The organism is Rathayibacter sp. Leaf185, assembly GCF_001423885.1.
Lineage (GTDB): Bacteria > Actinomycetota > Actinomycetes > Actinomycetales > Microbacteriaceae > Rathayibacter.
This window is the reverse complement of sequence record NZ_LMPP01000001.1, coordinates 1,284,428-1,296,785: the sequence shown is the minus strand read 5'-3', so window position 1 is coordinate 1,296,785 and position 12,358 is coordinate 1,284,428. Positions and strand designations below refer to the sequence as shown.

Below are 12,358 nucleotides of genomic sequence, written 5' to 3'. Positions count from 1 at the left end.
GGCGCAGCAGGTCTCGACGGGGGCGACGCGGGCGACGGGGTGTGCCGCTAGATTGACACCAGTCGACCACTCCATCGTCGGGATCACCGCTGTGCTGCTCACATCTCTCCTTGCCGAGGTCTGGCCCGACTCGGCGCCCGAGGTGCTGCAGCTGCGCGCGTTCACCCGCGCTCTGGGACCGACGAAGAGCGCGAGGGAGTACGTGCTGCCGCCGGTACTCGCCGGACTGCTGAGCAAGAACGCCCTCGGCTCGCCGACCACCGTGCTGTCCGACGCCACTGCCGATCAGGTGCGCGGGCGCCTGATCGAGGCGCGCGACTCCCTCCGGGCCTCGGCGATCTGGTGGGCGGCCCTGATCGAGAGCAACACGGCGGAGCGGGTGATCCGCTCCGATGCGGCCGCCGTCACCGCCCCGACCGCCGTCGCTCTGGCCGGCGAGCTCCCCGAGCCCTGGACGCTGGAGCCCGCGGCTCTGGAACGACGGGCGTCGGAGGCTCTGGCGATCAGGGGCCGCGCGCTGGCGCGGCACGGCATCCGCAGCACCGATCTCGCCCAGGCGCTGAAGCATCACGGCAGGGAGCTGGCGACGCTCCTCGAGGAGGCATGGGCCGGCGGGTCCACCGACGGCCTGCCCGCCGGCCGCGTGGCGGAGGACGGCCGGGTCCGCGACGCGACATCCGCAGAGAGGGAAGGGCGCGCTCGCTCGGACAGGGAATGGCGATCCTCCATGGAGCGGTTCGTGAACCAGTGCACCCTCGCCCTCGAGGACGGGGGCGACCGGGTGGTCACCGTGGTGTCCGACGCGGGCGAGCAGCACTGGCAGGCTCTCGTCGCGGCGGCCGATCTCCGGCAGTGGTCACCGGCGGCGGCTCTGTCGCTGACCCGCGGATCCGCACCGGTCCGGCCGCCGCTCACCGGAGCGCTTCCCGGAGTCGCCGGCGGGACCGGCAAGGCGGGCGACGACCTGCGCGGAACGCCCGCGCACCCGCTCGACGAGAGCATCCACGCCCGTCTCTTCCGCGTCGTCAAGGACAACGGCGCCGCCTTCCCGTCCGACCTCACGGCCGACGGAGCGTTCCGCAGGGTGATCGAGGCGTCGACGGGGATCTACGGCGTCGCCGAGGCGTGGGCTCGTGTGATTCTCGCCGCGGGCGTGTCGGCGATGTCGGGCGCCACCTGGGACGACGGTGGCGGGACGCTCGCGAAGCCCTCGGAGGCGGTCGACCCCGCCGATCGGCTGGCCGGCGGCTACCGGCAGATGGTGGTGTCGTGGCGAGCAGTGGTGTCCCGGGCGTTCGGGACCTACGGCGATCAGGCGCGCAACCCGATCGCGCGCGCCTACCTCCGCGATGCCGGGCCGTACTACGCGGGCCGGCTGTGGACCCACGTCCTGCGGCTCGGTCTGACGTCCTCGACCCCGCCGAGCGGCGATGTCGCGTGGTCCCGCATCCACACCGCCTTCGTCTCGACGAAGAAGCGGACCGACGACGTCCTCGCACAGGCAGTCAACCTGGTGGGGATCGTCGACGGCCCATCGGACGGCTCGGACCCGGGCAGCAGGATCAGACCCGGCCACCCGCCGGGCGCGTCGGAGGCGTCCAACGACCCGGCCCACCTCCTCGAGGATCCCCGTCCCGACCTGCCGATCATCTCGGCGACGGCCGAGACGCTCGGGGTCGCGCGGGCGACGGTCGGCGACGACGAGGTCGACCGCTTCATCCAGGTGGTGGGGTCGCCGTCAGTCGACTCGGCGGCGCGATCCGGCGCATCGGAGCAGTGGGCGATCTGGTCTCGCGAGGCCGAGCGGTCGGGGTGCCCGACCGTGCCCTTCGCACTGGCAGCACTGCAGATACGCACGGCGATCGGCCGCGGCACACCCCCAGGAATCGGGAACGGATCATGACAGAACTCCTCATCAGCCGTGACGGCGACATCGTGGTCGTCGCGCCGATCGGCTTTCCCGCCTCGCTCGAGCGCCGTCACACGCTCGTCGCCCTGAGCGGCGGTCATGTCGCCTTCGCGGTCGACGAGCGCGATCCCGCCCTGCGTGCCGTGATCCACGACCTCGACGCGGCGATGTGGTGGCTCCCGCTCGTGCTCGGCGCCGAGGTCGCCGACGCCGCGCGTCGTGCGAGCGTCGACTCCGAGCCGATCACTCGATCCGCGGAGGAGGCGGCTCACCCTCTGCGTGCGACCCTGCTCCGCCTCGGCCTCGCCCTGTGGCTCCGCCGCTGGTGGCCGACCCGGACCGACACCATCCCGAAGCTGCCCGCCTGGCTGCTCGACATCGAGGCGGGAGACACGGCCTTCGACTGCGAGGTGGCGCTGGGTGATGACGACGCGCTCGCCCGTCTCCTGCTCGAGCCGCACGTCGTGCCGCTGGCTGCACTGCGTCGTCGGCACCAGTCGCTCCTGGGTGGCCGGCCGCTGCTGGGGTATGCGGATTCGATCCTGCAGCGGGCGGCGCACTCGCTCCTCGAGAGCAGCGATCCCGACTCCGACGGCTACTCCGAGCTGGCCGAGGCCGAGGTGCGCGCCGGTCGCGAGGACGCGCTGGTGGCGCGCGAACTCGAGGATCTCGACCTCGAGCTGCTCACGATCCAGGTGGACGAGCGCACGATGCGCACCTCGTCCGGCTCGCCCGCCGACCGGTTCGGGTCTGCGAGTGGTGCGGACCTCAGCGGCTCAGCGTCGGTGGATCCGCTCGCGGTCCCGCCTCGGGTCGTCTCGGCGGAGGACGACGCTGTGCGCTGGCAGATCTTCGAGTTCGACGGCCGGCGCCAGTTCCGGGTCATGGTCGACGCCGACGAGGGCGCAGTGGAGCGGCGCCTCCCGCTCGGTGGTCTTTTCGCGCGCGTGGACTACGGTGACGGCCTGGTGGCCGGTGTCGCGCTGGCTGCAGTCGAGGGCGGGTACGACGGCGAGACCGATCTCGACGCGACGGTCCCGGTGTCCGAGGTGCTGGTCACGGTCTACAGCGATGCGGTGGGTGCCGACGGATTCCAGCCCCGCAGCGAGGCGGAGCGCAGTGCCGACAGGGCCGCGATCGCCGCCGTCGTCGACGCTCGCGTCGATGAGGCGCGTCGGACCGTCTCGCGGGGCACTGTGCCCGCGGGGGCCTGGGCCGACCCCTTCCTCGCCGAGCTCCGGGGTGCGGGCCTCGACCTCGGCGGGGAGCGATGACGGGCCTCTCCGAGCTGCTCCTCGATACCGAGAACATCTTCCGCGGCTTCCGCGCGACTCCTCCGGCCGATGAGCCGGAGCTGGAGGCCGGCGCCGGACCGGAGGCGGTGGAGGAGTGGGAGAAGCGCTCGAAGCGGCTCGCCAGGATCAGGGCCGACATCAGGTCGGTGCAGTCCCAGTTCTACGGTCTCGGCGAGGCCGATCACGTGCGCGGTGCGAGCGCCCGGCTGGCTCGCCTCCTCGCCGATCTCATCGAGTGGACGGCCCTGACGACCGAGCTGCCCGTCGGAGCGGTGCGCAGCTACGGCAAGCCCGAGGACCAGGCGGTCAGGGCGCTCTACGCGGGGCTCGCTTCGCAGGAGGCGGACGGGCGGACGACCTTCGCGCGCGCGTCGAGGGAGGAGTTGTCCCTGTCGATCGTCCCCCCGAAGCCGGAGAGAGTGCTGCTGCTGTGGTCGGGCACCACGAAGGTGTTCCATCAGAACGTGCCGGGCGGTGCTGATCAGGGCGAGCTGGCGATGGTCGCCGGTTTCCGCAGCCGTTCCCCGTCGGTGCCGTCCTTCGCCGTCGCGTGCGGCGACCGCAGGGGGCTGCGGTTGATCGACGCCGAACTGGCCGGGCGGCCACGGGAGGTGTGGGTGGTTCTGCCGTCGTTCGCCGCCGACCTGGTGGAGCGGTTCGGGGCGGGAGGCGAGGTCACCCGCGTTCCGCCGGAACGAGTCATCACGCTGCCGCAGATGCTGCTCGAGATCCGCCGCCATCGGCGGACGAGCGTCGACGCGACGGACGAGCGCCTCGAGCGCATGCTGACCCGGGCCTCGGAGCGGCGCCGCGGACGCGAGGCGGCCCGCCGTGAGGCCCGGGACGCGACGCTGCGCGGCCCGCGGATCGAGGCGCGCCTGGTCGCACTCGACGGCGTGGACTGGGACGCGCTGACCTCCGACGGCCTCGAAGGAGCGGGCGCCCCTCTCGGCGATCCGTGGCTGACCGACGCCGTGGTCCTCTGGCTGCCGCGCGCGAGCCGCGACGAGGAGGCCCTCCTGCTGACATCGGGTCGGCTGGGGCGTGATCGCTGCCGGCAGCTGGTCACGACGTGCCTGCTCCTGCAGCTGATCACCGAGGTCGGATCTCTCACGTCGGGCGACCTGGGCGATCAGCCCCCCGCCGTCTTCTCGGCGTGGGCCACCGCCGTCCTGCTCCTCGGCGGCTGACCTCGGCGGGGGCGGAGGAAGGCGACGGGTGAGCGACGTCGCGGTCAGAGCTCCGATGGCCGGCCTCGCATCGCGCCGAGGGCGCCGCCGGACGACGAAGCCCCCGACCGGACATCCGGTCGGGGGCTTCTCGTACTGCTGGTTCTGATGAACCCTGGTGCGCGAGGGGGGAGTTGAACCCCCACGCCCTTTCGGGCACACGGACCTGAACCGTGCGCGTCTGCCTATTCCGCCACTCGCGCTCACCACGGCACCGAAGCACCGACGAGAAAGACTAGCACCCCGACGCGCTTCGCCTCGAATCGCCGGCTCGCAGAACCGCATCCGGCTCGTCGACACCGCGGATTCCCGCGGGCCGGACCGGATTCCGCGAGCCCGACGCCGGAATCCGACACCCGTTGCACGCCCGATGCAGCCCTGCACGCCCGATGCCGCCCTGCACGCCGGAAACGCAGAAGCAGCGTGCACCCCTGCATCCGGCGTGCACCCGCCGTCCCGTCGAGCACCCCCGCAGCACCCCCGAATCCACCCCGAGGAGCCCGCATCCAGAGCATCCCAGTAACATGCCCGTAGCCGTGCGCGGCGCAGACCAGAGGGGCGCACCGACTCCCCGATCCGATCGTGACCGCCGCGAGGCGATGAACCGGAAGAAGACCGTGGGAATACTGGACAACTTCGAGAAGGGACTCGAGCGCGTCGTCAACGGCGCTTTCGCGAGGACCTTCAAGTCGGGGCTGCAGCCGGTCGAGCTCGCGTCGGCCCTCCGGAGGGAGCTCGACACCACCGCCGCGATCGTCAGCCGCGATCGCATCCTGGTCCCCAACAGCATCACCCTGCGCATGTCCGCCTCCGACCTCGATCGCATGGAGCGGATGGGCTCGACCCTCATCGACGAGCTGACCACGGTCGCGACCGAGCACGCGAAGAAGCAGGGCTTCCGCTTCTCCGGCCCCATCGCCATCTCGCTGGCCGCCGACGAGTCGCTCAGCGACGGGATGGTCGAGGTCGACTCCCGGAGCGTCAAGGGCACCGTCGCCTACTCCCCCGTCCTCGACATCGATGGCAAGCGCCACCCGATCATCAAGGCGCGCACGGTGATCGGCCGCGGCAGCGACGCCGACATCACCGTCGACGACTCCGGCACCTCGCGCAAGCACGTCGAGATCCTGTGGGACGGCTCGCGCGCCCAGGTGCACGACCTCGGCTCGACCAACGGCTCCAAGCTCGACGGCAAGCCCGTCACCCAGGCCCCCCTCTCCCCCGAGCAGACCATCTCGATCGGGCGCACGCGCATCGTCTACCGCCTCGTCCAGGGCAGCGCGCCCGCGCGAGCCCCCCGCGCGTCCGGCAGAGCCGGGCGCTCCTCCGATGGATTCTGGGACGACCGGCTATGAGCGAGCTCACCCTGTTCGTGCTGCGCATCGCGTTCCTCGCGCTGCTGTGGTTCTTCGTGTTCGGCATCGTCTACGCCCTGCGCTCCGACCTGTTCGGGCAGCGGGTCCGCAAGCTGCCCGCCGGCGCGGCTCAGCCGGCGCAGAACGACGCCCCGTTCGTCACGGCGGCCCAGCCCGTCGTCGCGCAGTCGGCAGCAGCACCGGCGCAGCAGGCGCCCGCACCCTCCGCACCCTCCGCCCGGCGCACCCGCGAGGCCCAGGCCGAGCGCACCGATTCCGGAGGCGTCGCCACGGTCCACACGGCCCAGCGCCTCGTGATCACCTCGGGTCCCAAGCGCGGCACCGAGCTCGAGCTCAACGGCGAGCCGCTCACGATCGGGCGCTCCTCCGAGTCGACCCTCGTGATCCGCGACGACTACACGTCGACCCACCACGCGCGCCTCCTGATCTGGAACGACGAGTGGATGATCCAGGATCTCGACTCGACCAACGGCACCTTCCTCGACGGCCGTCGCGTGGGCGCGCCCACCAAGGTGCCGCTGAACACCCCGGTCAAGGTCGGCACGACGACCTTCGAGCTGCGGCGGTCGTAGCGCGTGTCTTCCCCCCGTGAGGGCACCGCGGCCGGCGGTGCGGCGCGCGAGAGCGCCGCCGTCTCGCACGTCGGCCGCATCCGCTCCAACAACCAGGACTCGGGCTACGCGGGCCGCGAGCTCTTCGTCGTCGCCGACGGAATGGGCGGTCACGCGGGCGGCGACGTCGCCTCCTCCATCGCGATCAAGCGCATCGCCGAGGCCGACCGGCGCTACGCCTCGACCTACGAGGCCGAGGACGAGCTCAAGCGCACCCTCCTCGCCGCCAACACCCTCCTGGCCGAGGCCGTCATCGACCATCCCGAGCTCACCGGCATGGGCACCACCGTCAGCGCGATCGTCCGCGTCGGCGAGTCCGTCGCCATCGCCCACATCGGCGACTCCCGCATCTACGTCCTCCGCGACGGCAAGCTCGAGCAGGTCACCACCGACCACACCTTCGTGCAGCGCCTGGTCGACTCGGGCCGCATCACCGAGGAGGAGGCGATGACGCACCCGCGCCGCTCGGTCCTCATGCGGGTGCTCGGCGACGTGCACACGAACCCCGAGATCGACACGCTGACCCTCGAGACCGAGCCGGGCGACCGCTGGCTGATCTGCTCCGACGGCCTCTCGGGCGTCGTCCCCCACGACGAGATCCAGAAGGAGCTCGCGCGGGACGAGTCCGCTCAGCAGGTCGCCGACCGGCTGATCCGCGACAGCCTGTCGCACGGCGCTCCCGACAACGTGACCGTCGTGATCCTCGATGTCCCGGGCGCGAACGACACCGCGCAGGTGCTCGAGCCGAGCTCCGAGCCCGTCATCGTCGGCTCGGCGGCGGCCCCGACCCCCCTCAGCACCGACGACTCGCAGAACCGGATCCGCATCCCCGGACTCCGCCTGCACACCCGCGCCCCCGCCGCGCAGGGCCCCACCCACTTCGAGCCCGCCTCCGAGGACTACCTCGACGAGCTCATCGAGGAGGACCGCCGCCGGCACCTCCGCCGCCGCATCACCTGGCTGGTCGGGCTCTCGCTCGTGCTGATCGCCGGCTTCCTCGGCGTCCTGCTCGCCTACGACTGGACCCAGTCGCGCTTCTACGTCGGCACCGACGGCGACACCGTGATCATCTACCAGGGCATCCAGCAGACGGTCGGCCCGCTCTCGCTCTCCTCGGTCAAGGAGGACACCGGCATCCCGGTCGACTCCCTCCGCGAGTACGACGTCGAGCAGCTCGAGCAGACCATCAGCGCCGACTCCTACGCCGGCGCCGTCGACGTCGTCGAGCGCCTCACGGACGCGAACGGAGCACCGTGACCGCCGCCGTGACGACCGCCGCCCCGAAGCGCGAGCGCCCCCGCTTCCTCCGGCAGCGCCTGCGCAACCTCGAGCTGCTGCTCCTGATCGGCGCCTGCCTGATCGACGCGTCCGCGATCCTCTTGGTGCAGCTCGGCGCCCTCGGCGCGATCGACACCACGCTCGTCTCGCTCGGCGCCGGCCTGTCGGCGCTGGTGCTGATCGTGCACGTGGTGCTGCGGTTCGCTGCTCCGGAGGCGGATCCCTTCCTCCTCCCGATCGCCACGGTGCTCAACGGCCTCGGCGTCGCCGAGATCTACCGCATCGACATCGCCGACGGAGCGACCGGCTGGGAGTCGACCGCGGTGCGCCAGATCATCTGGAGCGCCCTGGCGATCGTCGCCGCGGTCACCGTGCTGCTCGTCATCCGCAATCACCGGATCCTGTTCCGCTACACGTACGTCGCGGGCTTCGTGGCGATCGTGCTGCTCCTGCTGCCGCTCCTGCCCTTCATCGGCAAGGAGGTCAGCGGCGCCCGCGTCTGGATCGGCATCGGCGACTTCTTCAGCTTCCAGCCCGGCGAGATCGCGAAGATCGCGCTCGCGGTGTTCTTCGCGGGCTATCTCGTGCGCAACCGCGACTCGCTCTCGATGGTCGGCAAGACGTTCCTCAGGATGCGCTTCCCGCGACTGCGCGACCTCGGACCGATCCTCGTGATCTGGGCCGTCTCGATGGCCGTCATCGTGTTCCAGCGCGACCTCGGCACGGCGCTGCTCTACTTCGGCCTGTTCCTGGTGATGATCTACGTCGCCACCGGGCGCACCAGCTGGGTCCTGATCGGCGTCGGCCTGTTCCTCGGTGGCGCGATCCTCGCGAGCCAGACGCTCGACTACGTCGGCAACCGCTTCGCCAACTGGCTCGACGCCTTCTCCCCCGACCGCTACGGCGCCGATCCCGGAGGCAGCTATCAGCTCGTGCAGGGCCTGTTCGGCCTCGCGCACGGCGGTCTGCTGGGCACCGGACTCGGTCAGGGCATGCCCGACATCACGCCGGTCCCCCAGTCGGACTACATCATCGCGAGCCTCGGCGAGGAGCTCGGCCTCGCCGGCCTCTTCGCGATCTTCGGCCTCTACCTCCTGCTCGTGTCGCGCGGCTTCCGCATCGGGTTCGCGGGGCAGGACGACTTCGGCCGCCTCCTGGGCGTCGGGCTCTCGTTCGTCATCGCCCTGCAGTGCTTCATCGTCATCGGAGGCGTCACCCGCGTCATCCCGCTCACCGGCCTGACCACCCCGTTCCTCGCCGCGGGCGGCTCGTCCCTCGTCGCCAACTGGATGATCGTGGCCGTGCTGCTGCGCCTGTCCGACACAGTGCGCAATCAGCCCCGTCTGGTGGTCTGACCCACCATGAATCGGGAGCCCGCATGAACAGAGAACTCAAGCGCGTGAGCCTCGTCGTCCTGACGATGTTCGTGGCCCTCTTCCTGTCGACGACGACGATCCAGATGCTGCAGGCCGACACCCTGTCCGAGGATTCGCGCAACACGCGCACCCTCTACGAGAGCTTCTCGACCGAGCGGGGCGCGATCCTCGCGGGCGGCCAGCCGATCGCCTCGTCGACGCCGTCCGACGACGTGTACAAGTTCCAGCGGCAGTACGCGAACGGGCCGCTGTACTCGGCCGTCACCGGCTACTTCACGCTCAACCAGGGCACGACGGGCATCGAGCGCTCGCTCAACGACTACCTCTCGGGCACCTCGAACTCGCAGTTCTTCGACGAGATCGACAATCTCGTCTCGGGGCAGGACCCGAAGGGCGCCTCCGTCGAGCTCTCGATCGACCCGGTCGCGCAGCAGGCCGCGTTCGACGCCCTCGGCGACTACACCGGAGCCGTCGTCGTCACCGAGCCCGCGACCGGCCGCATCCTCGCGATGGTCTCCAAGCCCACCTTCGATCCGACCGCGCTGGCCTCGCACGACACCGACGACGTCCTCGCCGCCTACGCCGCGCTGAACGACGACGCGACGGAGCCCCTCGTGAATCGCGCCATCGGCGGCTCGCTCAATCCGCCCGGCTCCGTCTTCAAGCTCGTCGTCGCCTCGGCGGCCCTCGAGTCCGGCCGGTTCACCCCCGACTCGAGCTTCCCGAACCAGCAGGCCTACACGCTGCCCGGCACGAGCACGCAGGTCACGAATTCCGGAGGCGGTCTCTGCGGTTCGGGAGACACGGTCACGCTCGCCACGGCCGTCTCGCTCTCGTGCAACGTCCCGATGGCCGAGATGGGCGTGCAGCTCGGCGCCGATGCGATCCGCGGGCAGGCCGAGAAGTTCGGCTTCGACACCGAGATCGAGATCCCGATGTCGGTCGAGGCGAGCACCTACCCCCAGACCACCGACGACGCCCAGACAGCGCTCACGGCCTTCGGACAGTACGAGGTGCGGGCGACTCCGCTGCAGATCGCCATGGTCTCCGCGGCCATCGCCAACGGAGGAGAAGTGATGCAGCCGAACCTGGTCGACGTCATCCGCTCGCAGGATCTCAGCGTGCTGCAGAAGTTCGAGGAGCGCTCGCTCGGGCGGGCCGTGAGCCAGCAGACGGCGGACGCCGTGAAGGCCATGATGGTCGCCAGCGTCCAAGGCGGCGCTGCGACGAATGCAACAATAGGTGGCGTCACCGTGGCCGGTAAGACCGGTACCGCCGAGAACGGCGGGGACGACCCTTACACCCTCTGGTTCACCGGATTCGCGCCTGCGGACGACCCGCAGTACGCCATCACCGTCCTCGTGGAGGACGGTGGGGGGCTCGGCCAGACCGGGTACGGCAACCTGATCGCCGCACCCATCGCACAACAGGTACTAGAGGCGGTGCTGAACAAATGAGACCCACTACAGGGCTCACCTTCGGGGGACGCTACGAGCTGCAGTCCCGGATCGCCATCGGCGGCATGGGAGAGGTGTGGCAGGCGACCGATCTGGTGATCGGCCGCACCATCGCGATCAAGATCCTGAAGGACGAGTACCTCGGCGACCCCGGCTTCCTCGAGCGCTTCCGCGCCGAGGCCCGTCATGCCGCGCTGGTCAACCACGAGGGCATCGCCAACGTCTACGACTACGGCGAGGAGGACGGCTCGGCCTACCTCGTGATGGAGCTGGTGCCCGGCGAGGCGCTGTCGACCGTCCTCGAGCGCGAGCGCGTGCTCTCGACCGACAAGGTGCTCGACATCGTCGCGCAGACCGCGCTGGCGCTGCACGCCGCGCACGCCGCCGGTCTGGTGCACCGCGACGTGAAGCCGGGCAACCTGCTGATCACTCCCGACGGTCGCGTCAAGATCACCGACTTCGGCATCGCCCGCATCGCCGACCAGGTCCCGCTGACGGCGACCGGCCAGGTCATGGGCACGGTCCAGTACCTCTCGCCCGAGCAGGCGAGCGGCCAGCCCGCCTCCCCCGCCACCGACATCTACTCGCTGGGCATCGTCGCGTACGAGTGCCTGGCCGGGCGCCGCCCCTTCACGGGCGAGTCGCAGGTCGCCATCGCCATGGCGCAGATCAACGACACCCCGCCCGAGCTGCCGGTGACGGTCGCCGAGCCGGTGCGCAACCTCGTCTACTCCTGCATCGCCAAGAAGCCGGCCGACCGCCCCGCAACCGCCGCTCACCTCGCGCGCGCCGCGCAGGCCCTCCGCTCGGGCGACGTCCGCGGTGCGGCCGTCGCCGTGCCCGCGGTACTCGGCGACCTGCCCGCCACCCAGGCCACGACGGTCCTCCCGTCGTCGGGCGGCACGACGCAGGCGACGACGGTGCTCCCCTCGAACGCAACGGCGGCTCTGGGTGCCGCGGGCGCAGGCGCCCTCATCGGAGTCGATGAGGCGCAGGACGTCGTCGACGAGCCGCGCAAGCGCAGCCCCTGGACCTGGCCGCTGATCGCCCTGATCGTCATCCTCGCTGTGGTGATCGCCGGCACGATCTTCGCGCTGACCACCGGTGACGATACGGAGGCCCAGCCGACGCCGAGCGTCTCGCAGAGCACTGCTCCGCCGACGACCCCGACACCGTCGCAGACCCCCACGCCGACGCAGACCTCGAACACCGAGGTCATCGAGCGGGCGGCCTACATCAACCGTCCGTTCGACGAGGTGCAGGCCGAGCTCACCGAGCTCGGGATGGGCGTCTCGAAGGAGGACGGCCCGAGCGCCCCCTCCGCCGACCAGGTCGGCTACGTGCAGGACGTGAACCCGACGGCCAACGTCGTCAAGGGCACCACGATCGTCGTCACCGTCTACACCGAGGTCGCGGTCCCGGATGCGCCCAGCGCCGTGCCGACCGTCACGCCCGCCGCGTCGTCCGTCGAGACCGGCGCCACGTTCAACGTCACGTGGAGCAACTACAACCAGTGCCCGAGCGGTACCTCGGTGACCGGCTACCGCGTCTCCGCCGCGGGTGACGGCGCGTCGGTGACGAGCACGAACCCGTCGACCTCGACGACCGCCACCATCCAGGCCGGAGCCGCGGCCGGCACGATCGACGTCACCTACACCGTCCTCTGCGGCGAGACGGAGTCGGCGGCCTCGCCCACCCTCACCGTCACCGTCGCGGCGCCGGCACCGGAGCCCACCGAGACTCCCTCCGCGACTCCCGGTGCCGGCTCCACCCCGAGGCCCACCGCCACCGACTGACGCCGGGCGCCGCGCCCCCGCAGGAACTCGC

The 12,358-nt window shown here is 71.1% G+C and carries 9 protein-coding genes and 1 tRNA gene; 9 read left to right on the top strand and 1 reads right to left on the bottom strand.

Translation table 11 applies throughout. The features are described from left to right. Positions 1 to 91 precede the first annotated feature (91 nt). Genes ASG06_RS06240 through ASG06_RS06230 form a run of 3 tightly spaced genes read left to right on the top strand, consistent with a single transcriptional unit; the run spans position 92 to position 4,394 of the window. Positions 92 to 1,903, top strand: a complete 1,812-nt coding sequence (locus ASG06_RS06240; protein ID WP_056039897.1) for a hypothetical protein — start codon at positions 92 to 94, stop codon at positions 1,901 to 1,903. Then, positions 1,900 to 3,183 carry a hypothetical protein gene (locus ASG06_RS06235; protein WP_056039895.1) on the top strand — a complete coding sequence of 428 codons (1,284 nt, stop codon included), beginning with the start codon at positions 1,900 to 1,902 and terminating at the stop codon, positions 3,181 to 3,183. The genes ASG06_RS06240 and ASG06_RS06235 overlap by 4 nt, the downstream gene beginning before the upstream one ends. Beyond that, entirely contained in the window at positions 3,180 to 4,394 is a 1,215-nt protein-coding gene (locus ASG06_RS06230; RefSeq protein ID WP_056039893.1) for a hypothetical protein, read from the top strand. Before ASG06_RS06235 ends, ASG06_RS06230 begins: the two co-directional genes overlap by 4 nt. A 155-nt stretch (positions 4,395 to 4,549) precedes the next feature. Here ASG06_RS06230 and ASG06_RS06225 read toward each other — a convergent pair. Continuing rightward, positions 4,550 to 4,636, bottom strand: a tRNA-Leu gene (locus ASG06_RS06225). Positions 4,637 to 5,050: 414 nt separating this feature from the next. Here ASG06_RS06225 and ASG06_RS06220 point away from each other — a divergent pair. Genes ASG06_RS06220 through ASG06_RS06195 form a run of 6 tightly spaced genes read left to right on the top strand, consistent with a single transcriptional unit; the run spans position 5,051 to position 12,327 of the window. Then, on the top strand, positions 5,051 to 5,788 hold the full coding sequence (locus tag ASG06_RS06220) for an FhaA domain-containing protein (RefSeq protein ID WP_056040556.1): 738 nt from the start codon (positions 5,051 to 5,053) through the stop codon (positions 5,786 to 5,788). Further along, complete coding sequence (locus ASG06_RS06215; RefSeq protein WP_056039890.1) at positions 5,785 to 6,381, top strand: FHA domain-containing protein FhaB/FipA; 597 nt, start codon at positions 5,785 to 5,787, stop codon at positions 6,379 to 6,381. The genes ASG06_RS06220 and ASG06_RS06215 overlap by 4 nt, the downstream gene beginning before the upstream one ends. A 3-nt stretch (positions 6,382 to 6,384) precedes the next feature. Further along, a complete protein-coding gene (locus ASG06_RS06210) occupies positions 6,385 to 7,677 on the top strand; it encodes a Stp1/IreP family PP2C-type Ser/Thr phosphatase (RefSeq protein WP_056039888.1) in 1,293 nt (430 codons plus the stop codon). Continuing rightward, positions 7,674 to 9,053 carry an FtsW/RodA/SpoVE family cell cycle protein gene (locus ASG06_RS06205; RefSeq protein WP_056039886.1) on the top strand — a complete coding sequence of 460 codons (1,380 nt, stop codon included), beginning with the start codon at positions 7,674 to 7,676 and terminating at the stop codon, positions 9,051 to 9,053. Before ASG06_RS06210 ends, ASG06_RS06205 begins: the two co-directional genes overlap by 4 nt. 23 nt (positions 9,054 to 9,076) lie before the next feature. Continuing rightward, entirely contained in the window at positions 9,077 to 10,531 is a 1,455-nt protein-coding gene (locus tag ASG06_RS06200) for a peptidoglycan D,D-transpeptidase FtsI family protein (protein ID WP_056039883.1), read from the top strand. Next, positions 10,528 to 12,327 (top strand): protein kinase domain-containing protein, encoded by a 1,800-nt coding sequence (locus tag ASG06_RS06195; protein WP_056039881.1) that lies wholly within the window; start codon positions 10,528 to 10,530, stop codon positions 12,325 to 12,327. Before ASG06_RS06200 ends, ASG06_RS06195 begins: the two co-directional genes overlap by 4 nt. The last annotated feature ends 31 nt before the right edge of the window (positions 12,328 to 12,358 follow it).

What these genes read in the sequence shown, in the direction of transcription:
- ASG06_RS06235 (WP_056039895.1), top strand. Translation starts at nt 1,900, where the DNA reads ATGACAGAACTCCTCATCAGCCGTGACGGCGACATCGTGGTCGTCGCG.
- ASG06_RS06230 (WP_056039893.1), top strand. Translation starts at nt 3,180, where the DNA reads ATGACGGGCCTCTCCGAGCTGCTCCTCGATACCGAGAACATCTTCCGC.
- ASG06_RS06215 (WP_056039890.1), top strand. Translation starts at nt 5,785, where the DNA reads ATGAGCGAGCTCACCCTGTTCGTGCTGCGCATCGCGTTCCTCGCGCTG.
- ASG06_RS06200 (WP_056039883.1), top strand. Translation starts at nt 9,077, where the DNA reads ATGAACAGAGAACTCAAGCGCGTGAGCCTCGTCGTCCTGACGATGTTC.
- ASG06_RS06195 (WP_056039881.1), top strand. Translation starts at nt 10,528, where the DNA reads ATGAGACCCACTACAGGGCTCACCTTCGGGGGACGCTACGAGCTGCAG.